A 21,457-nucleotide genomic window follows, 5' to 3' on the forward strand; every position below is an offset into this window, starting at 1 on the left:
ATTGCCCTCAGTAGCCGTTAACCTGTAAGAAAGCCTGGAAGCTGGCATCACTCCATGGCTCGCCCTGCTGATCGTGCATACGTACCGCGTTCAGCCCGTTGACCAGTTCCGGCACGGTTTCCGCGCCCTGTTCGAAAAGGTCTTCCAGCGTGGAGATAAGCGTGATTTCCCAGTTTTCCGGTACGCGGCTGCGGGTCTGCCAGATCAGGTTCTGGTAATCACCGGGCTTATGGATGGCGCCGTTACCGCCCTCAGCCGGAGGGGTAAACTGACGGCTTTCCGGCAGCGCCGGGTTGAAGTTCAGACTTTCGCTCATGCCACTGTCTCCTCGACGAAGGTAATCTGGATCTGGTTTTCAAATACCCGAACCGGGTAACGATTGAGGTTACGTCCGCCGGGGCCGTGCAGGCACTGGCCGGTTTTGACATCGAAAACCGCCTCATGCAGCGGACATTCCACTTTACCGTCCTCGACGAAACCCTGACTCAGCAGCGCGTAAGCGTGCGGGCATACGTCTTCCAGCGCGTAATATTCGCCATCAATCAAATAAACGCCGATCTCTTTGCCCTCGACGTTACCGCTAAAAGGGAAATCTTCCTGTACTTGTTCTGCGTCACATACGCCTATCCAGCTCATCACGATCCTCCAGGCTTTTGTTTCATATATGAAACTCTGTTTCTTATTTAATACGGTCAATATAAAAGCGATGAATGTTTCGTCAAGCGCGAATGTGACGAATTTGTTAATCAGTCGAGGTTTAATTAGCTAAGTGTGCAAGCGATCACGAAAAAATGCAGCGATATGAAATTTTCATTATTCAGGCGTGAATGAATACATTTTTTTGATGATCTTTTATTTTTTAAAATAGAGATTGACTTCTTTTCTTTTTATTCCTTAAAAATTATATGCGCACATACCTATGGCGTTTCACCTGTGAAACTTTAATTTAATTTATCTCATTAAAACAAAGAGTTTCACAGGTGAACCATTTTAGTTACGTGACAATAACGTTCATAAAAAATATAAACAGACAGCACGATTAAGGCGGATTAAATGACGGCAAGATGGCAAGGCACGTTGGCACTCCTGGTGCTCATTATTATTTCCTACGTTGACCGCGTAAATATCTCGGTGTTGATTTTAAACCCTGAATTTGCCGAACATTTTCAGCTAAATGAAAACAGAATGTTACAAGGAATGCTCATGACCTGCTTTTTGCTGGGTTATGGTTTTTCTGCTTTACTATTGACCCCAGTTATCGAAAGCAAATTACATTATCGACAGGGATTGTTAACCAGCATTGCGATATGGGCCGTGGTCTGCGCCATCTCGCCACTGCTGGGGTCGCTGATGGGCATGCTCATCGCCCGCCTGATTTTAGGCATTGCCGAAGGCCCACTCTTTTCACTGAAAACACGCTTTATCAGCGATAACTTTAGCGCCGGGGAAATTGGTAAGCCCAACGCCGTTACCGCGCTGGGCGTTTCACTGGGGCTGGCGGTAGGCTTTCCGCTGATCACCTGGCTGATGGCACACCTTGGCTGGGCGGGCTCATTTTATGCCCTCGCGGCGATCAATCTGGCGCTGGGTGGGGGGTTAATCTGGCGTTTCCTGCCGGCCCCTCAACATACGGAAAAGCGCCGAACGTCCGGGTTTGTGCAGACCTTTACGCTTGCCTGGCAGACGCCGCTTCTGGGCTGGATCCTGCTGGTTGAAATCGCCACGCTGAGTTATCTCTGGGGCAGCAGCGCCTGGCTTCCGGCCTGGCTGCGCGATGAACACCACTTCTCCCTGCACGCGACCGGCTTTCTCGCGGCTATCCCCTTCCTGCTGAGTCTTGGCTCAAAGTTTCTGGGCGGTGTGCTGCTCGATAAAATGCGCCCGGACCAGGCACCGCTGCTGTTTGTGGTGGGCGGGATCTTAACGGCGAGTTCCGTCGTCATGCTGATGCTGAGCCACCAGCCCGGCTGGCTGGCGCTGTTTATGCTCTCGGCCAATATTTTCTGGGGACTTCAGGGGGCCGCCATTCCGGCGGTTATCCAGCATCATGCGGCGCGGGAAGCCGTTGGCAGTGCCTACGGGATCATCAACGGGATTGGGAATATTTGCGCGGCGTTTATTCCGCTGCTGATGGGGATGGTGATGAAATCGGTGGGTTCAGTCAGCTCAGGGTTTTCGGTGCTGGTCGTCTCGCAGGTTATCACCCTGCTGGCAGGAGGCATGTTGCTGCTGCGCATGCGTCGCGCAGCAGCAATCCGGGCGTAAGGCTTATTCGCCTTTTTTCGCGGCCTGGATGTAGAGCATTTCCAGCGCGAGGGTGGCCGCTGCCAGAGCAGTGATCTCTGACTGGTCGTAAGCCGGAGCCACTTCCACCACGTCCATACCCACGATGTTCAGATCCTTCAGGCCGCGCACCAGTTTGATGGCGCGGTCAGAGGTCAGGCCGCCGATCACCGGCGTGCCGGTGCCCGGGGCAAACGCCGGATCCAGACAGTCGATATCGAAGGTCAGGTAAACCGGCATATCGCCGACAATCTGTTTTACCTGAGCGATGATGTCATCCACGCCGCGATCGTTCACCTGGCCGGCATCCAGCACGGTGAAGCCGTTGTCTTTATCAAACTCGGTACGGATACCGATCTGCACAGAGTGGTTTGGGTCGATCAGACCTTCGTTTGGCGCGGTGAAGAACATGGTGCCATGGTCGAATTCACAGCCGTTCGCGTAGGTGTCGGTATGGGCATCAAAATGCACCAGCGCCATCTTACCGAAGTGCTTCGCGTGAGCACGCAGCAGCGGCAGCGTGACGAAGTGGTCACCCCCGAAGGAGAGCATGCGTTTACCGGCAGCCAGCAGTTTTTCGGCATGGGCCTGCAGTTTTTCACTCATCTCGCGCGCGTCGCCAAAGGCGTACACCAGGTCACCGCAGTCAACCACGTTCAGGCGCTCGCGCATGTCGAAGTTCCACGGGAAGCGGTTGTGCTCCCAGGCCAGGTTAGTGGAGACCTGACGAATAGCTGCCGGACCATGACGGCCACCAGCACGGCCTGACGTGGCCATATCAAACGGCACGCCGGTGATCACCCAGTCAGCGTCACTGTCGTACGGCTGGAAGTTCATCGGGAGACGTAAAAAACCAAACGCGTTAGATACCAGAGAGTTATCGTACTGATGGCCTAAAGTGCTCATGTCCTGACCTCTTTAAAGTCGATACATTAAAAACAGATGAAAAAAAATCCCCTCCGCGTCGTTAAACCCGACGAGGAAGGGATTGATTCGTAAATCGCTTATTGGGGCGAATTATCGCCGCTAATTCATACGGGTTCAAGTGAGTATAGGCGAGGGTATTGCCCCTTGCCCTCACCCCGCCCCTCTCCAACAGAGAGAGGCAGGTTTACTTACTCGTCTTCCAGATAAGTGTATCCGTAAAGACCCGCTTCAAACTCTTCCAGGAACTGCTGCTGCAGCGCGTCGTCCAGACCGGTATTTTTCACCTGGTCACGGAACTGGGTCAGCAGCTTTTTCGGATCCAGCTGAACGTATTCGAGCATATCCGCCACGGTGTCCCCTTCGTCGGACAGCTCAACTTCTACGCTGCCGTCAGGGAAGACAAACACGTCAACCGCTTCGGTGTCACCGAACAGGTTATGCATGTTGCCGAGGATCTCCTGATAAGCACCGACCATGAAGAAGCCCAGCATCGGCGGGTTCTCCGGATCGTACTCTGGCATAGGCATCGTGGTCGCGATACCGTCGCCGTCGACGTAGTGATCGATAGCACCGTCGGAGTCGCAGGTGATGTCCAGCAGCACCGCACGACGTTCCGGGGCGTGGTTCAGCCCTTCCAGCGGCAGAACCGGGAACAGCTGATCGATACCCCAGGCATCCGGCATCGACTGGAACAGCGAGAAGTTGACGTACATTTTGTCCGCCATGCGCTCCTGCAGTTCGTCAATAATCGGACGGTGGGCACGGTTGCTCGGGTCCAGCTGCTGCTGTACGTCGTGGCACATGTTCAGATAAAGCTGCTCTGCCCATGCGCGTTCCTGCAGGCTGAACGTGCCCGATGAATACCCCACATGAATATCATGCAGGTCCATCTGGCTGTCGTGCAGCCACTCGCGCAGCGAACGGCGGGTACCCGGCTCGTGCATCTCCTGCCAGGTCTCCCACATGCTTTGCAGCGCACGAGGCGCGTCCTCAGCCGGCGGGGTTACCTCGGAAATTTCACTGCGTTCAACGCCGATAATGTTCGATACCAGCACGGTGTGGTGTGCGGTAACCGCGCGACCAGACTCGGTGATCACAGTTGGGTGCGGCAGGCCGTGCTCTTCACAGGCATCGCCAATCGCCCAGATGATGTTATTGGCATATTCGTTCAGGCCGTAGTTCACGGAACAGTCGGACTGCGAGCGGGTACCTTCATAATCCACGCCCAGACCACCGCCCACGTCGAAGCACTGAATGTTTACGCCAAGCTTGTGCAGCTCAACGTAAAAACGTGCTGATTCGCGTACGCCGGTGGCGATGTCGCGAATGTTGGCCATCTGCGAGCCGAGGTGGAAGTGCAACAGCTGAATGCTGTCCAGACGACCACGCTCACGCAGAATCTCAACCAGCTGCAGAACCTGGGTCGCCGCGAGACCAAATTTGGATTTTTCGCCGCCTGAGGACTGCCATTTACCGGAACCCTGCGACGCCAGACGCGCACGCACGCCCAGACGCGGGATAACGTTCAGACGCTCTGCCTCTTCCAGCACGATAGCGATCTCTGTCATCTTCTCGATAACCAGATAGACTTTGTGGCCCATCTTTTCGCCAATCAGCGCCAGACGAATGTATTCACGGTCTTTATAACCGTTGCAGACGATCACCGAACGGGTCATGCCAGCATGTGCCAGCACGGCCATCAGCTCCGCTTTGGAACCCGCTTCCAGGCCCAGCGGTTCACCGGAGTGGATCAGGGATTCAATCACGCGGCGGTGCTGGTTCACCTTGATAGGGTAAACCAGGAAGTAATCGCCTTTATAGCCGTAAGATTCACGCGCGCGTTTAAACGCGGCGTTAATGGAACGCAGACGATGTTGCAGGATCTGCGGGAAGCAGAACAGTGCAGGCAAACGCTGGCCCTGCGCCTCGCGTGCTTTCACCAGTTTGGCGAGATCCACGCGCGCTTCAGGAACGTCAGGATCCGGGCAAACGCTGATATGGCCCAGTTCGTTGACGTCGTAGTAGTTATTGCCCCACCAGGCAATATTGTAAGTGCGCAGCATCTTGCTGGCTTCCTGGGAGCTCATCGCAACCTCCTGCATGGAACGTAGTACACCCTGTTCGCCCGCTGACGAAGGCGAAAGCGAAGACATGTCGTCAGACATAGCGAACCTCAACTCTTTGTATTAAGTGTAAAACAGTTGACTACTATCGCAGCGTTATACGGCGATAACAACCCATAAACGGATCCATTTCCCAGCAGACTATGCTGAAAACCAGACCGTGCGACCGGTTTCATATTCATATCATTGTAAACACGTGTCCGAACTTAATTATGACAACGTTCGGCGAAACCACGAGAAAACTCTTGTCTTAACAAGAGCGCCCTTGTTCAGTTTTCACAAAGCGTGACCGGCTCTGGAATCCTGAGAAGCCCCGAGATGGGTATAACATCGGCAGGTTTGCAGATTAGAAATGCGGGTTGCGGGAATCAAATACGCGCCAGAACGGCTGCGCTGAATTAGCGGAAAACACTGGTTCATTATCTCGTATCACCTCCACGGCCGCTCCTGCTGAAACGGACCACAAGCCAAAGCTAAAAGTTCACTGCTTAACCCGGCTGGAAGTGGCGACACGATGAGTTCATCGAGCGCTTATTGGTATGAGCCGCGCGCCGCGTTTTATACCGAGAACAGGGGTAAATTGCAAAAGATAAATGCGCGGGTTGCCAGCGCCGTCAGGAAAAATTTCCAGCAGCGAATTCAACTCAGTGAGAGGTTAGTCAAAAAAAACTGGAAATCGGGCGAAGAACTGACCTAAAATAGCCATCCAGATGTTAATCCATCCATACTGATTAACACTCAGACTGCCAGTGTCATTAACCTGCAGGCCTTGGTAGAATTATCTCCTTTGGCTATCCCACACAGCAGCTTGAGCTAAACAAATTCCTTTTAGGTGAAATAAAACATGGCAAAACACCTGTTTACGTCCGAGTCCGTATCAGAAGGACATCCAGATAAAATTGCTGACCAAATCTCCGATGCGGTGCTTGATGCGATCCTGACGCAGGATCCAAAAGCGCGCGTCGCGTGTGAAACCTACGTCAAAACCGGCATGGTTCTGGTTGGCGGTGAGATCACCACCAGCGCATGGGTGGATATCGAAGAGATCACCCGTAACACGGTTCGTGAGATCGGTTATGTCCATTCTGATATGGGCTTTGATGCCAACTCTTGCGCGGTACTGAGCGCAATTGGCAAACAGTCTCCGGACATCAACCAGGGCGTTGACCGTGCCGATCCGCTGGAACAGGGCGCGGGCGACCAGGGCCTGATGTTTGGTTATGCAACCAACGAAACTGACGTGCTGATGCCAGCGCCAGTGACCTACGCACACCGTCTGGTGCAGCGTCAGGCTGAAGTGCGCAAGAATGGCACCCTGCCATGGCTGCGTCCTGATGCGAAAAGCCAGGTGACCTTCCAGTACGACGACGGCAAAATCGTCGGTATTGACGCGGTCGTTCTGTCTACTCAGCATTCCGAAGAGATCGACCAGAAATCCCTGCAGGAAGCAGTGATGGAAGAGATCATCAAGCCGGTTCTGCCAACTGAATGGCTGAGCTCCGCAACCAAATACTTCATCAACCCAACCGGACGCTTTGTTATCGGCGGCCCAATGGGTGACTGCGGTCTGACTGGCCGTAAAATCATCGTTGATACCTACGGCGGCATGGCGCGTCACGGTGGCGGTGCCTTCTCCGGTAAAGACCCGTCTAAAGTTGACCGTTCTGCTGCGTACGCTGCGCGTTATGTTGCGAAAAACATCGTTGCTGCTGGCCTGGCTGACCGCTGTGAGATTCAGGTTTCCTACGCTATCGGCGTGGCTGAACCGACCTCCATCATGGTTGAAACCTTTGGTACCGAGAAAGTGCCATCCGAGCAACTGACGCTGCTGGTGCGCGAGTTCTTCGACCTGCGCCCATACGGTCTGATTCAGATGCTGGATCTGCTGCACCCAATCTACAAAGAAACCGCTGCATACGGTCACTTTGGTCGTGAACATTTCCCATGGGAAAAAACCGACAAAGCCGCTCTGCTGCGTGAAGCTGCCGGTCTGAAATAATCAACTGACAGCGAATGTTAAAAAAGGCCAGCCTCGTGCTGGCCTTTTGCTTTTGTCAGCCAGATAGCCTGACATTGCGCTTTGCGTGAAACCGATTACACCCCACCCGATATACCTCGCTTTCAGAATAATCTCTTTGCATGATCGCATGTCTTATGCTGTTACATTTCCTTTCAGTTAAGTCTGAAATTCATTCAAACGCGATGCGCATCAACTAATTTACCTCTATATTTTCAAAGCTTTAATTTTATTTACGGTTACACACCAGTGTAACCGATTACACCAATGTGATTTATCTCACATATTTATCCGGGTTGCTCACTTACCCTTAACATCGATAAAACTGATAACCCAACTGGAGGGCATAATGCCTGACAATAAAAAACAGGGGCGTACGTCCAATAAGGCGATGACATTTTTCGTCTGCTTCCTCGCCGCCCTGGCAGGATTACTTTTTGGCCTGGACATTGGCGTGATTGCCGGTGCGTTACCCTTTATCACTGAAGAGTTCCAGATAAGCGCTCACACCCAGGAGTGGGTAGTAAGTTCCATGATGTTTGGTGCGGCCGTGGGTGCCGTGGGCAGCGGCTGGCTCTCTTTCAGGCTGGGCCGCAAAAAGAGCCTGATGATCGGTGCAATCCTGTTTGTTGCCGGTTCGCTCTTCTCAGCAGCGGCTCCAAACGTTGAGGTATTGCTGCTTTCTCGCGTGCTGCTTGGTCTGGCCGTGGGTGTGGCATCGTATACCGCCCCACTCTATCTCTCTGAAATCGCACCCGAGAAAATCCGTGGCAGTATGATTTCGATGTACCAGCTGATGATCACCATCGGCATCCTCGGGGCTTACCTTTCCGATACCGCCTTCAGCTACAGCGGCGCATGGCGCTGGATGCTTGGCGTGATCATTATCCCTGCCATTCTGCTGCTGATTGGCGTTTTCTTCCTGCCGGACAGCCCACGCTGGTTTGCAGCGAAGCGTCGTTTCGTCGATGCCGAACGCGTGCTGCTGCGATTGCGCGATACCAGCGCGGAAGCGAAAAACGAACTGGAAGAGATCCGCGAGAGCCTGAAGGTAAAACAGTCAGGCTGGGCGCTGTTTAAAGAGAACAGCAACTTCCGTCGTGCGGTATTCCTGGGCGTGCTCCTGCAGGTGATGCAGCAGTTCACCGGGATGAACGTCATCATGTACTACGCGCCAAAAATCTTTGAACTGGCGGGGTATACCAACACCACCGAGCAGATGTGGGGGACCGTCATCGTTGGGTTGACCAACGTTCTGGCGACCTTTATCGCTATCGGTCTGGTGGACCGCTGGGGCCGTAAGCCAACCCTGACGCTGGGCTTCCTGGTGATGGCCGCCGGTATGGGTGTTCTCGGCACGATGATGCACGTGGGGATTCACTCTCCAACCGCCCAGTATTTCGCTGTGGGGATGCTGCTGATGTTTATCGTCGGGTTTGCGATGAGCGCCGGTCCGCTGATTTGGGTGCTGTGCTCTGAAATCCAGCCGCTGAAAGGGCGTGATTTCGGTATCACCTGCTCCACCGCGACCAACTGGATTGCCAACATGATTGTCGGTGCGACGTTCCTGACCATGCTCAATACGCTGGGCAACGCGAACACCTTCTGGGTCTACTCCGGCCTGAACATCTTCTTTATTGTTCTGACGCTGTGGCTGGTTCCTGAAACCAAACACGTGTCACTGGAACATATTGAACGTAACCTGATGAAAGGTCGTCCACTGCGCGAGATTGGCGCACACGACTAATTCTCTGGCGGGAGGTGCCTCTTGCACCTCCCCGCTTCGCGCTTTATGCTCTGCCCCTATGAAAGCACCCCGTCTCCCCATCGCCCTTCAGCAAGCCGTTATGCGCAGCCTGCGAGAAAAACTCGCCCAGGCCAACCTGAAACTCGGCCGGAATTACCCTGAGCCGAAACTCGTCTACCAACAGCGTGGCACGGCGGCGGGTACGGCGTGGCTCGAATCCTATGAGATCCGTCTGAACCCGGTGCTGATGCTGGAAAATCAGCAGGCGTTTATTGAGGAAGTGGTGCCACACGAGCTGGCGCACCTGCTGGTATGGAAACACTTTGGCCGCGTGGCACCCCACGGCAAAGAGTGGAAGTGGATGATGGAAGCCGTGCTGGGCGTTCCGGCACGCAGAACCCATCAGTTTGAACTTGAGTCGGTACGCCGCAATACCTTCCCCTACCGCTGCCAGTGTCAGCAGCATCAGCTTACCGTTCGCCGTCATAATCGCGTGGTGCGCGGCGAGGCCACCTACCGTTGCGTCAAATGTGGTGAACCGCTGGTCGCGGAATAACCAACTGAACTTTCAGGAACTTTCCTGATCTGACTGATTGCATACAGGAACAACATTCGTTACGTTGCGGGCTCGTTTTGACACGGAGTGTAAGATGTCCCGTAATTTTTCTCTCGCGGTCGCTTTTCTGGCGACAGCACTCTCCGGCCAGGCTCTGGCCGACGGTATTAACAGTTTCTCCCAGGCAAAAACGGCAGGCGTAAAGGTCAACGCGGATGTTCCCGGTGATTTTTATTGCGGCTGTAAGATTAACTGGCAGGGTAAAAAAGGGATCGTTGATCTCGAATCCTGCGGCTATAAAGTGCGTAAGAATGAAAACCGCGCCAGCCGCATCGAGTGGGAACACGTGGTGCCGGCATGGCAGTTTGGCCACCAGCGTCAGTGCTGGCAGGAGGGCGGTCGTAAAAATTGCGCCAAAGATCCGGTCTATCGCCAGATGGAAAGCGATATGCACAACCTGCAACCCGCGGTTGGCGAGGTGAATGGCGATCGCGGCAACTTTATGTACAGCCAGTGGAACGGCGGAGAGGGTCAGTACGGCCAGTGCGGCATGAAAGTTGATTTTAAAGAGAAAGTCGCTGAGCCCCCGGCCCGCGCGCGCGGCAGTATCGCCCGCACCTATTTCTATATGCGTGACCGTTACGACCTCAACCTTTCCCGCCAGCAGACGCAGCTGTTCAACGCATGGGACAAGCAATATCCGGTGACGGAATGGGAATGCCAGCGTGACGCGCGCATCGCGAAAGTTCAGGGTAATCACAACCCTTACGTCCAGCGGGCTTGCCAGGCGCAAAAGAGCTAACCTACACTAGCGGCAATTCGCTTACACCGCATGACATATGGAATTTCTGACTATGCGCATTCCTCGCATCTACCACCCTGAGCTGATTACCGTCGGCCGCGAAATTGCCCTCTCTGACGATGCCGCCAACCATGTTGGTCGCGTACTGCGCATGGGAGCAGGACAAGCTATTCAGCTGTTTGATGGTTCTAATCAGGTTTTCGACGCGGAAATTACGCGTGCTGATAAAAAAAGCGTGCATGTAACGATATTGCGCGGCGAAGTGGATGACCGTGAATCTCCGCTGCACATACACCTGGGACAGGTGATGTCGCGCGGAGAAAAGATGGAATTCACCATCCAGAAATCCATTGAACTGGGTGTAAGCCTCATTACGCCACTTTTTTCTGAGCGCTGTGGCGTTAAACTGGATGCGGAACGTCTGAATAAAAAGATCCAGCAGTGGCAGAAAATTGCCATTGCTGCCTGTGAACAGAGTGGCCGCAACCGTATTCCGGAGATCCGCCCGGCGATGGATCTGGAGGACTGGTGTGCTGAAGAGGAAAGCGGGCTGAAGCTCAATCTCCATCCACGCGCCAGCGCCAGCATCAATACGCTGCCGCTACCCGTTGAACGTGTTCGCCTGCTGATTGGTCCGGAAGGCGGCTTGTCCGCTGACGAAATTGCCATGACGGCGCGTTACCAGTTTACTGATATTCTGTTGGGACCTCGCGTTCTGCGTACTGAGACAACGGCACTCACAGCCATTACCGCGCTACAGGTGCGTTTTGGCGATCTGGGTTAACGCTAAGCCTGAGCCCTCAGGCTTTTAACGGAGATGAAAATGATCAAGCTCGGCATCGTGATGGATCCCATCGCAAACATTAACATCAAGAAAGATTCCAGCTTCGCGATGCTGCTGGAAGCGCAGCGTCGCGGCTATGAACTCCACTACATGGAGATGAACGATCTTTACCTGATCAACGGTGAAGCCCGCGCACGCACCCGCATCGTTAACGTCGAGCAGAATTACGACAAATGGTATGAATTCGGCACCGAGCAGGATATTGCCCTTGCCGACCTCAATGTCATTCTGATGCGTAAAGATCCTCCGTTCGACACCGAATACATCTACTGCACCTATATCCTTGAGCGCGCGGAAGAGAAAGGAACGCTGATCGTCAACAAACCGCAGAGCCTGCGCGACTGTAACGAGAAGCTCTACACTGCATGGTTCTCTGACCTGACGCCTGAAACGCTGGTGACCCGCAACAAGGCACAGCTGAAAGCGTTCTGGCAGAAACACGGCGACATCATCATGAAACCGCTGGACGGCATGGGTGGCGCATCTATTTTCCGCGTGAAGGAGAGCGACCCGAATATTGGGGTGATTGCCGAAACGCTGACCGAGCTGGGCACGCGTTACTGCATGGCACAAAACTACCTCCCGGCCATTAAAGATGGCGATAAACGCGTTCTGGTGGTGGATGGTGAACCGGTGCCGTATTGCCTCGCGCGTATCCCGCAGGGCGGCGAAACCCGCGGTAACCTGGCGGCCGGTGGCCGCGGTGAGCCGCGCCCGTTAAGTGAAAGCGACTGGGAAATTGCCCGCCGCGTTGGCCCGACACTGAAAGCCAAGGGCCTGATTTTTGTCGGCCTGGATATCATCGGTGATCGCCTGACCGAAGTGAACGTGACCAGCCCAACCTGTATTCGTGAAATCGAAGCGGAATTCCCGATTTCGATCACCGGCATGCTGATGGACGCCATCGAGAAACGTTTACAGAAATAACCTTTCAATACTATTAGTGACAGCACCCCGGTTTGTCCGCATACTGGGGCTGTCGCTTTTTAAACCAGGAAACAGTACCTCTGACAATGAATTTACAGCATCACTTTCTTATTGCCATGCCTGCTCTCCAGGATCCGATTTTTCGCCGCGCCGTGGTTTATATTTGTGAATACAATGAAGACGGCGCGATGGGCATTATCATCAACAAACCGCTGGAAAACCTGCAGGTTGAAGGGATTCTGGACAAGCTGAAAATTTCGGCTGAAGAGCGTCTGCCAGAAATCAGGCTTGATAAACCGGTGATGCTGGGCGGGCCACTCGCAGAGGATCGCGGTTTTATCCTGCATACGCCGCCGGTCTTCTCTTCCAGTATTCGCATCTCTGACAACACCGTCATTACAACCTCTCGCGACGTGCTCGAAACGCTGGGTACCGCTGAGCAGCCGTCGGAAGTGCTGGTGGCCCTGGGCTACTCCTCCTGGGAGAAAGGCCAGCTTGAGCAAGAGATCCTCGATAACGCCTGGCTGACCGCGCCTGCGGACATGAACATTCTGTTTAAAACCCCTATTGCCGATCGCTGGCGTGACGCCGCGAAACTGATCGGCATTGATATCCTGACTATGCCTGGCGTAGCGGGGCATGCCTGATGAGCGGAACACTTCTGGCCTTCGATTTTGGCACCAAAAGCATAGGCGTCGCCGTGGGTCAGCGAATCACGGGTACCGCACGCCCGCTCACGGCCCTGAAGGCCAGTGACGGCACACCGGACTGGAACCTTATCGAGCGCCTGCTAAAAGAGTGGCAGCCGGATGACGTCATCGTTGGATTACCGCTGAACATGGATGGCACTGAACAACCGCTTACCGCCCGAGCGCGTAAGTTCGCCAATAAAATCCATGGCCGCTTTGGCGTCTCCGTGAAGCTCCACGACGAGCGTCTGAGCACCGTTGAAGCACGTGCAGGTCTTTTTGAACACGGCGGCTTCAGGGCTCTCAACAAAGGCAGCGTTGACTCCGCTTCTGCTGTCATCATTCTCGAAAGCTATTTCGAACAGGGTTATTGAGCGCCGGGGCCTGGAGTTGCCCCTGCGCCCGTCTTTCAGCCAGGCTCTGGTCAAAGTTCTGCATCCCCGCCTGCTGGCCGGTTTGAATAATACCGGGCAATTGCCACGTTTTTCCTTCGCGAATGAGATTCGCCGCCGCCGGAGTATTCACCAGCAGCTCATAAAGCGCCACGCGCCCGCCCTGCGCATCAGGGAGGAGCTTTTGCGCCAGCACCGCCCGCAGGCTGCCGGCCAGCTGATTGCGCACCGGATCTTTCTCCTGCGCCGGAAACGTATCGACCAGCCGCTCAATCGCCTGCGCTGCCCCGCGGGTATGCAGTGTCGCGAGCACCAGATGTCCGGTTTCCGCCGCCGTCAGCGCGAGGCGGATTGTTTCACTGTCGCGCAGCTCACCCAGCAGTATGACATCAGGATCCTGGCGTAACGCCCCGCGCAGCGCGTCGGCAAATGACGGGCTGTGTTGGCCAATCTCGCGCTGCTGGATCAGGCACCGTTCGCTCTGGTACAGAAACTCCACCGGGTCTTCGAGCGTCAGAATATGCCCGTCAGTATGGTGATTAAGAAAATCCACCATCGCTGCCAGCGTAGTGGACTTACCGCTGCCGGTTGCCCCGGTGACCAGGATCAACCCGTTGTCACTGGATAACAGCTCAGGAACAACCCGGGGCACCCCCAACGCGGAGAGTTGCGGGCAGACCCCGGGCAACAGCCGCAGCGTCATTGAGACGCCGCTTGTCTGTTTAAACGCGCTTCCGCGCAGGCGCTGGTTGCCCGCCAGGGTGACGGCAAAATCCACCTGCCCGTTCGCCCACCACGTTCCCTGCTGTTCATCGTTGAGCCACGCTTTTAATAGCGTATCGACTTCGGGCGGCGGAAACGGTGCGGGTTCAAGACGACCTGATCTGCGCCAGCGCGGTGGTGAATCACTGCACAGGTGTAGATCGGAGACATTATGCTTTACACTAAGGGCCACAATTTCTTCCACATCCATACAATACTCCTCGGAAAATGAACGACATTGCGCACAACCTGGCACAGGTCCGGGACAAAATCTCAGCTGCAGCAACACGTTGCGGCCGTGCTTCAGAAGAAATTACGTTACTTGCAGTGAGTAAAACCAAGCCTGCGAGCGCCATCGCAGATGCGATTGAGGCGGGTCAGCATGCGTTTGGTGAAAACTACGTGCAGGAGGGCGTGGATAAAATTCGCTTCTTCCAGGAACAGGGGAAGACGGATCTGCAATGGCACTTTATTGGCCCCTTGCAGTCGAACAAAAGCCGTCTGGTCGCTGAACATTTCGACTGGTGCCATACCATTGACCGTTTGCGTATTGCTTCGCGCCTGAACGACCAGCGCCCTGAAGCGTTACCGCCGCTGAATGTGCTGATTCAGGTCAACATCAGTGACGAAAACAGCAAGTCCGGTATTGCGCTGGAAGAACTGGATGCGCTGGCAGCAGACGTCGCGGCACTGCCGCGCTTAACCCTGCGCGGGTTAATGGCCATCCCGGCACCGGAGTCAAGTTATGAAAGGCAGTTTGCCGTGGCACAGCAAATGGCTGTAGCATTTGAGGCGCTTAAAGCGCGCTATGAAACGGTAGACACGCTTTCTCTGGGCATGTCGGATGATATGGAAGCCGCCATCGCGGCAGGCAGCACTATGGTGCGCATCGGCACGGCAATTTTCGGTGCGCGCGATTACACCCAATAATAAGGAAACCTGAGGAACGCCATGAAGACGTTGACTTTCCTGCTTTCAACGGTCATTGAGCTGTATACGATGGCGCTGTTACTGCGCGTCTGGATGCAGTGGGCCCGCTGTGATTTTTACAATCCGTTCTCGCAGTTTGTCGTGAAAATCACGCAACCTATCGTAGGACCGCTGCGTCGCGTCATTCCGGCGATGGGCCCCATTGACAGTGCTTCTCTGCTGGTCGCGTTTATTCTGAGCGTTATCAAAGCGATTGTGCTGTTTATGGTTATCACCTTCCAGCCGATAATCTGGATTGCCGCCGTTCTGATCCTGATAAAAACCGTCGGTCTGCTGATCTTCTGGGTGCTGCTGGTCATGGCGATCATGAGCTGGGTAAGCCAGGGCCGTAGTCCGGTGGAGTACGCGTTAATTCAGCTGGCTGAGCCGCTGCTGCGTCCAATCCGTAACCTGCTTCCGTCTATGGGCGGCATCGATTTCTCTCCGATGATCCTGGTTCTGCTGCTGTACGTCGTGAATATGGGGATCGCTGAGCTGTTACAGTCCACGGGCGATATGCTGCTGCCGGGGCTGTGGATGGCGCTATGAGTGCAGTGAGCACTTGCGCTGACGGGCTGGTTTTACGGCTGTATATTCAGCCTAAAGCCAGCCGTGACAGTATTGTTGGACTGCATGGCGACGAGCTAAAAGTCGCCATCACTGCCCCACCGGTTGATGGCCAGGCGAATGCGCATCTGACCAAATATCTGGCAAAACAGTTTCGTGTCGCCAAAAGCCAGGTGATCATCGAGAAAGGTGAACTTGGGCGGCATAAACAGGTAAAAATTCTCAACCCGCAATCTATCCCGACGGAAGTCGCGGCGCTGACAGAGCAGGATTAAACCATGCAGAAAGTTGTTCTCGCTACCGGTAACGCCGGTAAAGTGCGCGAGCTGGCCTCGCTATTAAATGATTTTGGACTGGATGTCGTTGCACAGACCGAACTGGGTGTGGATTCCGCCGAAGAGACAGGGCTGACGTTTATCGAAAACGCGATCCTGAAAGCGCGCCATGCCGCACAAATTACCGGTTTGCCCGCGATTGCCGACGACTCCGGTCTGGCGGTAGATGCCCTTGGCGGTGCGCCGGGTATCTACTCCGCACGCTATTCAGGCGTCGATGCCACCGACCAGCAGAATCTGGAAAAGCTGCTTGTCGCGTTGAAAGACGTGCCAGATGATAAACGCCAGGCTCAGTTCCACTGCGTACTGGTCTATCTGCGTCATGCCGAAGACCCTACACCAGTCGTCTGCCACGGCAGCTGGCCGGGGGTGATTACCCGTGAAGCGGCAGGCAGTGGTGGCTTTGGCTACGACCCGATTTTCTTTGTCCCGTCTGAGGGCAAAACCGCTGCGGAACTGTCCCGCGAAGAGAAAAGCGCGATTTCCCACCGTGGACGCGCCCTGAAACTGTTACTGGAAGCACTGCGTAATGGCTAATTTGCCACCTCTGAGTCTTTATATTCACATCCCGTGGTGCGTGCAGAAATGCCCGTACTGCGATTTCAACTCGCACGCGCTAAAAGGTGAAGTGCCGCATGATGACTACGTTGCGCATCTGCTGGCCGACCTGGATGCCGATGTACCTTACGCACAGGGACGTGAAGTTAAGACCATTTTCATTGGTGGCGGTACGCCGAGCCTGCTTTCTGGCCCGGCGATGCAAACGCTGCTGGACGGCGTGCGTGCGCGCCTGAACCTGGCCACGGATGCTGAAATAACAATGGAAGCCAACCCCGGCACCGTTGAAGCCGACCGTTTTGTCGATTATCAACGTGCAGGCGTGAACCGCATCTCGATCGGTGTACAGAGCTTTAGCGAGCCGAAGCTGAAACGTCTGGGACGCATTCACGGCCCGGAAGAGGCAAAGCGCGCGGCAAACCTGGCCACTGGCTTAGGCCTGCGCAGCTTTAACCTGGATTTGATGCACGGCCTGCCGGACCAGTCGCTGGAGGAAGCGCTGGACGATCTGCGTCAGGCGATCGCGCTTAACCCACCGCATCTCTCCTGGTATCAGCTGACTATTGAGCCAAACACGCTGTTTGGTTCCCGTCCGCCGGTGCTGCCGGATGATGACGCCCTGTGGGATATCTTTGAGCAAGGTCATCAGCTTTTGACCGCGGCAGGTTATCAGCAATACGAAACCTCCGCATACGCGAAGCCGGGTTACCAGTGTCAGCACAACCTGAACTACTGGCGCTTTGGTGATTATCTGGGGATTGGCTGTGGCGCACACGGTAAAGTGACCTTCCCTGACGGGCGCATCCTGCGTACCGCCAAAACACGTCATCCGCGTGGTTACATGGAAGGCCGCTACCTTGAACGTCAGCATGATGTTGAGGCGGCGGATAAACCGTTTGAGTTCTTTATGAACCGCTTCCGCTTGCTGGAACCCGCACCACGTGCGGAGTTTGCGCGTTATACCGGATTGCCGGAAGCCACGATTCGTCCGCAGATTGACGAGGCGCTGGCGCAGGGATATCTCACCGAGTGTGAGGATTACTGGCAGATCACCGAGCACGGCAAACTGTTTTTAAACTCCCTGCTTGAGTTGTTCCTCGCAGAAGATTCCTGAAGGCTGATTCAGGATTTTGCACCCCATTCTGCCGGCTGAGGAAAAGGCTGGCAGAGTGTGGGGATGGATATTACTCGTACTTATGCAAAACAGCTCAGACGGGAGCTGACAAAAGAAGAAAGACGGCTTTGGTATCTACTGCGCAGCCGCCGCTTCGAAAATTATAAATTTCGTCGACCACATCCTGTAGATCACTACATTCTGGATTTCGCCTGCTGTGCGGCTCATCTGGCTATTGAACTGGATGGCAGGCAACATGATGAAAAGCAGGAATACGATCGTCAAAGAACGTGCTGGCTTAACGAGAAAGGCTGGTATGTCATTCGATTTTGGAACAACGAACTCTGGAATAACGAAGAGGCGGTGTTAGAAAAGATCCTTGAAACACTGCAAATGCTGCAACCCTCACCCCGGCCCTCTCTCTGAAAGGGAGAGGGCGCAAACCATCCCCTCGCCCCTTTGGGGAGAGGGTTAGGGTGAGGGGAAATTACTTCAGCGTTCCCACCAGCGCCTTGCGGCTATCTTCCAGCGACACCACGCGCTTACAGACGTCTTTGCCGAACTGCTGGAAATCGTCTTCCTGGTTCTTCCACTCGTTCTGAATCGAGGTCTGCAGCCCACCCAGGCTACCGAGCACGCCCTGCAGTGGGTTACCGCCGCCTTTCAGCACCGCTTTAGCCCCCATCTCGTTAATGCTGTCCTGCAGGATGCCACCCATTGCCTGGTTCACCAGCTGCTGACCGTCGGCACGAACCTGATCGATTGCCTTGTAATGGAACGTCAGGCCGTCGGCGCGATGCTCAATAATGCGGTTCATCTGCTCTTTCAGCTGTTTGTCGAGCTTCGTCAGGCGGGTGCGCATGTTACTGCTCTCTCCCACCTCTTTGGTGATGATCTTATCCAGCGCGACGCGGCTCTTCTCTACGCGCGTCAGGGCACCTTCATCAATCCACGGCAGCGCGGTACGCAAATCGGCCTGGTAGTCTTTCGCCTGCTCACGCTGAGCGGGGGTCAGGTTGTACTGTTTACCGTTAAATGTGACGTTCCCGTCCGGCGTAATCACCAGATGACCGTTCTCGCCTTTGACCTGCACGGTTTGCGGGCTTAACACCACGTCATCACGCGGGGTGACGCTACATTTATACTCCGCATGAGCGGTGAATCCGGTTGCCATTAAGGCAACAGCCAGCAACGTTTTGCGCATCTTAAACACTCCCTCAGACAAAATGGGCCAGCTAATGCTGGCCCCTTACTGCTTAATTAGTCCCACCAAACATCAAAAAGTTCGCTGACGCGGACATCTTCCAGTTTGTGGTCTTCAAGCCATTTGCGCACAAGCGCCTGATGTTCTTCGGTGCATTTACCGACTTCCTGGGTGCAGATCAGACCCTCCCATGCCAGGTAACCGCTACCATCAAAGGCCAGCTTGTTTGGCTCGATCACTTCATTAATGAACGCATCTACGTCCTGATCGATCTGGTCTACGCTGGTGCCTTCCGGGAAACGCCACGCAACGGAGAAGCCCACTTCCTGGAATTCTTCGATGTGCATTTTTTTACGCAGACGACGGCTACGATTCTTTGCCATTATTTCACCCTCTCGAACATTAAGTCCCATACGCCGTGACCAAGACGATGGCCACGCTGTTCAAATTTTGTCACCGGACGTGAATCCGGACGCGGTACATAGTCGTTGCTTGCAGACTGGTTTTTATACCCGTCCAGAGACGACATGACTTCCAGCATATGTTCCGCATAAGGTTCCCAGTCGGTCGCCATATGGAAGACACCGCCCAGTTTCAGCTTACTTTTTACCAGCTCAGCAAACGGCGCCTGAACGATACGGCGTTTATTATGCCGTGCTTTGTGCCACGGGTCAGGGAAAAAGAGCTGAACCATGGTCAAAGAATTGTCAGGAATCATTTTGTGCAGCACTTCAACCGCGTCGTGACACATAACGCGCAGGTTCTCAACGCCCTCTTCATGAGCCGTTGCCAGACATGCGCCTACGCCTGGCGAGTGCACCTCAATACCGAGGAAATTTTGCTCCGGGCGCGCGTGGGCCATGGTAACCAGTGAAGACCCCATACCGAAGCCAATCTCCAGTGTTACCGGCGCGTCGCGGCCAAACAGCTCGGTAAAGTCCAGAGGCTGCTCGCTGAACTCAACGCCCATCACCGGCCAGTAGTTGTCCAGCGCATGTTGCTGCCCTTTGGTCAGGCGACCCTGACGGCGGACAAAGCTGCGAATACGGCGCAGCGGGCGACCGTTTTCATCAAATTCCGGTGAAATGACGTCGTTTTTCATAAAAGAGTTGTCTGCTTGTGAGAATGTTCGGGAAACGGGCATTATCCAAAGTTAAGGCTTCTATGCAAGCATGGGAAAGATCCGGTTTACAGCAGATTGACGCTGTGCTGCAATCGGCGTCCCTGATTATGCGAATCGATGACCATGCAAGCCTCTCAATTTTCAGCCCAGGTGCTGGACTGGTACGACAAATACGGGCGTAAAACCCTGCCCTGGCAAATTGAAAAAACGCCTTACAAAGTATGGCTCTCCGAAGTGATGTTGCAACAAACGCAGGTCGCCACGGTGATTCCTTACTTCGAGCGCTTTATGGCACGTTTCCCAACGGTGACCGACCTGGCCAATGCGCCCTTAGACGAGGTGCTGCATTTGTGGACCGGTCTCGGTTACTACGCCCGTGCGCGCAATTTGCATAAAGCCGCGCAGCAGGTGGCGACCCGACACCACGGCACATTTCCGGAAACCTTCGATGAAGTGGCCGATTTGCCCGGCGTCGGACGTTCAACCGCAGGCGCGATCCTCTCCCTGTCTTTAGGCAAGCATTTCCCGATCCTCGACGGCAACGTGAAGCGCGTCCTCGCACGATGCTATGCCGTTGACGGCTGGCCGGGAAAAAAAGAGGTCGAAAAACGGCTGTGGGAGATCAGCGAAGCGGTTACCCCGGCAAAAGGCGTGGAGCGCTTTAACCAGGCGATGATGGACCTGGGGGCCATGGTCTGCACGCGATCAAAACCGAAATGCGAACTTTGCCCGGTCAATAATCTCTGCGTGGCTTATGCGAACCACGCATGGGCGCAGTATCCGGGCAAAAAGCCAAAGCAGACGCTGCCAGAGCGCACCGGCTACATGCTGTTGATGCAGCATGGCGATGGCGTCTTTCTGGCGCAGCGGCCGCCGAGCGGCCTGTGGGGTGGTCTATACTGCTTCCCACAGTTTGAAGATGAAGAATTGTTACGGGAATGGCTTAAACAGCGCGGCATCGCTGCCGATAACCTGACGCAGCTGACCGCGTTTCGTCATACCTTTAGCCATTTCCATCTGGATATTGTACCGATGTGGCTTCCCGTGTCCTCAATCACTGCCTGCATGGATGAAGGAACGGCTCTCTGGTATAACTTAGCGCAACCGCCATCAGTCGGGCTGGCGGCTCCCGTGGAGCGCCTGTTACAGCAATTACGTGCCGGTGCAATGGTTTAGCATCAGCCACCAACAGAGGAATGAGTATGGCCAGAACTATTTTTTGTACTTTCCTGCAGCGTGACGCTGAAGGCCAGGATTTCCAGCTTTATCCGGGCGAACTGGGTAAGCGCATCTATAACGAAATTTCCAAAGAAGCCTGGGGACAGTGGCAGAAAAAACAGACCATGCTGATCAACGAGAAGAAACTCAGCATGATGAACCCGGAGCACCGCAAACTGCTTGAACAGGAGATGGTGAACTTCCTGTTCGAAGGCAAAGACGTCCACATCGAAGGCTATACGCCGCCGGAACAATAACAGCGTGCGGGGGCAACTCCGCCGTACAAGCAAACACAACACG

Annotated in this window: 27 protein-coding genes; 18 read left to right on the forward strand and 9 right to left on the reverse strand. The window is 54.6% G+C overall.

Annotated features, from left to right (window positions below):
- Window positions 1-7: 7 nt before the first annotated feature.
- Both ACMVME_RS15290 and ACMVME_RS15295 read right to left on the reverse strand, forming a co-directional pair.
- The gene (locus ACMVME_RS15290) at window positions 8-316 is read right to left on the reverse strand and encodes a recombinase-like helix-turn-helix domain-containing protein (RefSeq protein WP_014171555.1); all 309 of its coding nucleotides are present in this window, start codon (window positions 314-316) and stop codon (window positions 8-10) included.
- Window positions 313-636 (reverse strand): Rieske (2Fe-2S) protein, encoded by a 324-nt coding sequence (locus tag ACMVME_RS15295; RefSeq protein WP_013098654.1) that lies wholly within the window; start codon window positions 634-636, stop codon window positions 313-315. The genes ACMVME_RS15290 and ACMVME_RS15295 overlap by 4 nt, the downstream gene beginning before the upstream one ends.
- 417 nt (window positions 637-1,053) lie before the next feature.
- On the opposite strand from ACMVME_RS15295, the gene ACMVME_RS15300 reads away from it, so the two are divergent.
- Window positions 1,054-2,265, forward strand: coding sequence for an MFS transporter (locus tag ACMVME_RS15300; protein WP_068795005.1), 1,212 nt, complete (start codon window positions 1,054-1,056; stop codon window positions 2,263-2,265).
- 3 nt (window positions 2,266-2,268) lie between these two features.
- Here the strand turns inward: ACMVME_RS15300 and speB are convergent, their stop codons facing one another.
- The 3 genes from speB to yqgB all read right to left on the reverse strand — a co-directional run bounded on the left by speB (window position 2,269) and on the right by yqgB (window position 5,515).
- Window positions 2,269-3,189 (reverse strand): agmatinase, encoded by a 921-nt coding sequence (speB, locus tag ACMVME_RS15305; RefSeq protein ID WP_014071686.1) that lies wholly within the window; start codon window positions 3,187-3,189, stop codon window positions 2,269-2,271.
- 209 nt (window positions 3,190-3,398) lie between these two features.
- Complete coding sequence (speA, locus tag ACMVME_RS15310; protein ID WP_020883700.1) at window positions 3,399-5,375, reverse strand: biosynthetic arginine decarboxylase; 1,977 nt, start codon at window positions 5,373-5,375, stop codon at window positions 3,399-3,401.
- A gap of 8 nt (window positions 5,376-5,383) precedes the next feature.
- Window positions 5,384-5,515 (reverse strand): acid stress response protein YqgB, encoded by a 132-nt coding sequence (gene yqgB, locus ACMVME_RS15315; RefSeq protein ID WP_071605459.1) that lies wholly within the window; start codon window positions 5,513-5,515, stop codon window positions 5,384-5,386.
- Window positions 5,516-5,847: 332 nt separating this feature from the next.
- On the opposite strand from yqgB, the gene ACMVME_RS15320 reads away from it, so the two are divergent.
- The 9 genes from ACMVME_RS15320 to ruvX all read left to right on the forward strand — a co-directional run bounded on the left by ACMVME_RS15320 (window position 5,848) and on the right by ruvX (window position 13,289).
- The gene (locus ACMVME_RS15320) at window positions 5,848-6,030 is read left to right on the forward strand and encodes a hypothetical protein (protein ID WP_025203262.1); all 183 of its coding nucleotides are present in this window, start codon (window positions 5,848-5,850) and stop codon (window positions 6,028-6,030) included.
- A 147-nt stretch (window positions 6,031-6,177) separates the two neighbouring features.
- Window positions 6,178-7,332: a methionine adenosyltransferase gene (metK, locus tag ACMVME_RS15325; RefSeq protein WP_014171559.1), complete on the forward strand. Its 1,155-nt coding sequence runs from the start codon at window positions 6,178-6,180 to the stop codon at window positions 7,330-7,332.
- A 367-nt stretch (window positions 7,333-7,699) separates the two neighbouring features.
- Window positions 7,700-9,097, forward strand: a complete 1,398-nt coding sequence (gene galP / locus ACMVME_RS15330; RefSeq protein ID WP_014171560.1) for a galactose/proton symporter — start codon at window positions 7,700-7,702, stop codon at window positions 9,095-9,097.
- A gap of 58 nt (window positions 9,098-9,155) precedes the next feature.
- A complete protein-coding gene (locus ACMVME_RS15335) occupies window positions 9,156-9,653 on the forward strand; it encodes a SprT family zinc-dependent metalloprotease (protein ID WP_032670169.1) in 498 nt (165 codons plus the stop codon).
- A gap of 94 nt (window positions 9,654-9,747) precedes the next feature.
- The gene (gene endA / locus ACMVME_RS15340; protein ID WP_068795006.1) at window positions 9,748-10,455 is read left to right on the forward strand and encodes a deoxyribonuclease I; all 708 of its coding nucleotides are present in this window, start codon (window positions 9,748-9,750) and stop codon (window positions 10,453-10,455) included.
- A gap of 52 nt (window positions 10,456-10,507) precedes the next feature.
- Window positions 10,508-11,239 carry a 16S rRNA (uracil(1498)-N(3))-methyltransferase gene (rsmE, locus tag ACMVME_RS15345; RefSeq protein ID WP_020883697.1) on the forward strand — a complete coding sequence of 244 codons (732 nt, stop codon included), beginning with the start codon at window positions 10,508-10,510 and terminating at the stop codon, window positions 11,237-11,239.
- A 39-nt stretch (window positions 11,240-11,278) separates the two neighbouring features.
- Window positions 11,279-12,226: a glutathione synthase gene (gene gshB / locus ACMVME_RS15350; RefSeq protein ID WP_020883696.1), complete on the forward strand. Its 948-nt coding sequence runs from the start codon at window positions 11,279-11,281 to the stop codon at window positions 12,224-12,226.
- Between the two features lie 86 nt (window positions 12,227-12,312).
- Complete coding sequence (locus tag ACMVME_RS15355; protein ID WP_020883695.1) at window positions 12,313-12,873, forward strand: YqgE/AlgH family protein; 561 nt, start codon at window positions 12,313-12,315, stop codon at window positions 12,871-12,873.
- Complete coding sequence (gene ruvX / locus ACMVME_RS15360) at window positions 12,873-13,289, forward strand: Holliday junction resolvase RuvX (RefSeq protein ID WP_014171567.1); 417 nt, start codon at window positions 12,873-12,875, stop codon at window positions 13,287-13,289. Before ACMVME_RS15355 ends, ruvX begins: the two co-directional genes overlap by 1 nt.
- Here ruvX and ACMVME_RS15365 read toward each other — a convergent pair.
- The gene (locus ACMVME_RS15365; RefSeq protein WP_032678947.1) at window positions 13,255-14,280 is read right to left on the reverse strand and encodes a type IV pilus twitching motility protein PilT; all 1,026 of its coding nucleotides are present in this window, start codon (window positions 14,278-14,280) and stop codon (window positions 13,255-13,257) included. The genes ruvX and ACMVME_RS15365 overlap by 35 nt on opposite strands.
- 17 nt (window positions 14,281-14,297) lie before the next feature.
- Between ACMVME_RS15365 and ACMVME_RS15370 the strand changes: the two genes are divergently transcribed.
- The 6 genes from ACMVME_RS15370 to ACMVME_RS15395 all read left to right on the forward strand — a co-directional run bounded on the left by ACMVME_RS15370 (window position 14,298) and on the right by ACMVME_RS15395 (window position 18,038).
- Window positions 14,298-14,999 carry a YggS family pyridoxal phosphate-dependent enzyme gene (locus tag ACMVME_RS15370; protein ID WP_014171569.1) on the forward strand — a complete coding sequence of 234 codons (702 nt, stop codon included), beginning with the start codon at window positions 14,298-14,300 and terminating at the stop codon, window positions 14,997-14,999.
- Between the two features lie 21 nt (window positions 15,000-15,020).
- Window positions 15,021-15,587 (forward strand): YggT family protein, encoded by a 567-nt coding sequence (locus ACMVME_RS15375; RefSeq protein ID WP_014171570.1) that lies wholly within the window; start codon window positions 15,021-15,023, stop codon window positions 15,585-15,587.
- Window positions 15,584-15,880, forward strand: coding sequence for a DUF167 family protein YggU (gene yggU / locus ACMVME_RS15380; protein WP_014885193.1), 297 nt, complete (start codon window positions 15,584-15,586; stop codon window positions 15,878-15,880). The genes ACMVME_RS15375 and yggU overlap by 4 nt, the downstream gene beginning before the upstream one ends.
- 3 nt (window positions 15,881-15,883) lie before the next feature.
- Complete coding sequence (locus ACMVME_RS15385) at window positions 15,884-16,477, forward strand: XTP/dITP diphosphatase (RefSeq protein WP_014171572.1); 594 nt, start codon at window positions 15,884-15,886, stop codon at window positions 16,475-16,477.
- Window positions 16,470-17,612, forward strand: a complete 1,143-nt coding sequence (gene hemW / locus ACMVME_RS15390) for a radical SAM family heme chaperone HemW (protein WP_251858925.1) — start codon at window positions 16,470-16,472, stop codon at window positions 17,610-17,612. The genes ACMVME_RS15385 and hemW overlap by 8 nt, the downstream gene beginning before the upstream one ends.
- A gap of 63 nt (window positions 17,613-17,675) precedes the next feature.
- Complete coding sequence (locus ACMVME_RS15395; RefSeq protein ID WP_068795007.1) at window positions 17,676-18,038, forward strand: endonuclease domain-containing protein; 363 nt, start codon at window positions 17,676-17,678, stop codon at window positions 18,036-18,038.
- 61 nt (window positions 18,039-18,099) lie between these two features.
- Here the strand turns inward: ACMVME_RS15395 and ACMVME_RS15400 are convergent, their stop codons facing one another.
- Genes ACMVME_RS15400 through trmB form a run of 3 tightly spaced genes read right to left on the reverse strand, consistent with a single transcriptional unit; the run spans window position 18,100 to window position 19,918 of the window.
- Window positions 18,100-18,816, reverse strand: coding sequence for a DUF2884 domain-containing protein (locus ACMVME_RS15400; RefSeq protein WP_040018846.1), 717 nt, complete (start codon window positions 18,814-18,816; stop codon window positions 18,100-18,102).
- Window positions 18,817-18,872: 56 nt separating this feature from the next.
- Complete coding sequence (locus ACMVME_RS15405) at window positions 18,873-19,199, reverse strand: YggL family protein (protein WP_020883688.1); 327 nt, start codon at window positions 19,197-19,199, stop codon at window positions 18,873-18,875.
- Window positions 19,199-19,918, reverse strand: a complete 720-nt coding sequence (gene trmB, locus ACMVME_RS15410; protein ID WP_020883687.1) for a tRNA (guanosine(46)-N7)-methyltransferase TrmB — start codon at window positions 19,916-19,918, stop codon at window positions 19,199-19,201. The genes ACMVME_RS15405 and trmB overlap by 1 nt, the downstream gene beginning before the upstream one ends.
- Window positions 19,919-20,062: 144 nt before the next feature.
- Here trmB and mutY point away from each other — a divergent pair, with 144 nt between their 5' ends.
- Together mutY and ACMVME_RS15420 are read left to right on the forward strand one after the other, a co-directional pair.
- On the forward strand, window positions 20,063-21,115 hold the full coding sequence (gene mutY, locus ACMVME_RS15415; protein WP_169809773.1) for an A/G-specific adenine glycosylase: 1,053 nt from the start codon (window positions 20,063-20,065) through the stop codon (window positions 21,113-21,115).
- Window positions 21,116-21,141: 26 nt separating this feature from the next.
- Window positions 21,142-21,414, forward strand: coding sequence for an oxidative damage protection protein (locus ACMVME_RS15420; protein WP_032678953.1), 273 nt, complete (start codon window positions 21,142-21,144; stop codon window positions 21,412-21,414).
- The last annotated feature ends 43 nt before the right edge of the window (window positions 21,415-21,457 follow it).

It is taken from the genome of Enterobacter cloacae complex sp. 2024EL-00711 (genome assembly GCF_047529885.1).
Classification (GTDB): domain Bacteria; phylum Pseudomonadota; class Gammaproteobacteria; order Enterobacterales; family Enterobacteriaceae; genus Enterobacter; species Enterobacter ludwigii.

Coding starts and splice junctions, on each gene's coding strand:
- ACMVME_RS15335 (WP_032670169.1), top strand. CDS start 9,156: ATGAAAGCACCCCGTCTCCCCATCGCCCTTCAGCAAGCCGTTATGCGC.
- ACMVME_RS15300 (WP_068795005.1), top strand. CDS start 1,054: ATGACGGCAAGATGGCAAGGCACGTTGGCACTCCTGGTGCTCATTATT.
- rsmE (WP_020883697.1), top strand. CDS start 10,508: ATGCGCATTCCTCGCATCTACCACCCTGAGCTGATTACCGTCGGCCGC.
- ACMVME_RS15395 (WP_068795007.1), top strand. CDS start 17,676: ATGGATATTACTCGTACTTATGCAAAACAGCTCAGACGGGAGCTGACA.
- galP (WP_014171560.1), top strand. CDS start 7,700: ATGCCTGACAATAAAAAACAGGGGCGTACGTCCAATAAGGCGATGACA.
- ACMVME_RS15385 (WP_014171572.1), top strand. CDS start 15,884: ATGCAGAAAGTTGTTCTCGCTACCGGTAACGCCGGTAAAGTGCGCGAG.
- ACMVME_RS15405 (WP_020883688.1), bottom strand. CDS start 19,199: ATGGCAAAGAATCGTAGCCGTCGTCTGCGTAAAAAAATGCACATCGAA.
- ACMVME_RS15420 (WP_032678953.1), top strand. CDS start 21,142: ATGGCCAGAACTATTTTTTGTACTTTCCTGCAGCGTGACGCTGAAGGC.
- mutY (WP_169809773.1), top strand. CDS start 20,063: ATGCAAGCCTCTCAATTTTCAGCCCAGGTGCTGGACTGGTACGACAAA.
- ACMVME_RS15375 (WP_014171570.1), top strand. CDS start 15,021: ATGAAGACGTTGACTTTCCTGCTTTCAACGGTCATTGAGCTGTATACG.
- hemW (WP_251858925.1), top strand. CDS start 16,470: ATGGCTAATTTGCCACCTCTGAGTCTTTATATTCACATCCCGTGGTGC.
- ACMVME_RS15295 (WP_013098654.1), bottom strand. CDS start 636: ATGAGCTGGATAGGCGTATGTGACGCAGAACAAGTACAGGAAGATTTC.
- trmB (WP_020883687.1), bottom strand. CDS start 19,918: ATGAAAAACGACGTCATTTCACCGGAATTTGATGAAAACGGTCGCCCG.
- ACMVME_RS15365 (WP_032678947.1), bottom strand. CDS start 14,280: ATGGATGTGGAAGAAATTGTGGCCCTTAGTGTAAAGCATAATGTCTCC.
- yggU (WP_014885193.1), top strand. CDS start 15,584: ATGAGTGCAGTGAGCACTTGCGCTGACGGGCTGGTTTTACGGCTGTAT.
- ACMVME_RS15400 (WP_040018846.1), bottom strand. CDS start 18,816: ATGCGCAAAACGTTGCTGGCTGTTGCCTTAATGGCAACCGGATTCACC.
- endA (WP_068795006.1), top strand. CDS start 9,748: ATGTCCCGTAATTTTTCTCTCGCGGTCGCTTTTCTGGCGACAGCACTC.
- speB (WP_014071686.1), bottom strand. CDS start 3,189: ATGAGCACTTTAGGCCATCAGTACGATAACTCTCTGGTATCTAACGCG.
- ACMVME_RS15370 (WP_014171569.1), top strand. CDS start 14,298: ATGAACGACATTGCGCACAACCTGGCACAGGTCCGGGACAAAATCTCA.
- yqgB (WP_071605459.1), bottom strand. CDS start 5,515: ATGAATATGAAACCGGTCGCACGGTCTGGTTTTCAGCATAGTCTGCTG.
- ACMVME_RS15290 (WP_014171555.1), bottom strand. CDS start 316: ATGAGCGAAAGTCTGAACTTCAACCCGGCGCTGCCGGAAAGCCGTCAG.
- ACMVME_RS15355 (WP_020883695.1), top strand. CDS start 12,313: ATGAATTTACAGCATCACTTTCTTATTGCCATGCCTGCTCTCCAGGAT.
- ruvX (WP_014171567.1), top strand. CDS start 12,873: ATGAGCGGAACACTTCTGGCCTTCGATTTTGGCACCAAAAGCATAGGC.
- speA (WP_020883700.1), bottom strand. CDS start 5,375: ATGTCTGACGACATGTCTTCGCTTTCGCCTTCGTCAGCGGGCGAACAG.
- gshB (WP_020883696.1), top strand. CDS start 11,279: ATGATCAAGCTCGGCATCGTGATGGATCCCATCGCAAACATTAACATC.
- ACMVME_RS15320 (WP_025203262.1), top strand. CDS start 5,848: ATGAGTTCATCGAGCGCTTATTGGTATGAGCCGCGCGCCGCGTTTTAT.
- metK (WP_014171559.1), top strand. CDS start 6,178: ATGGCAAAACACCTGTTTACGTCCGAGTCCGTATCAGAAGGACATCCA.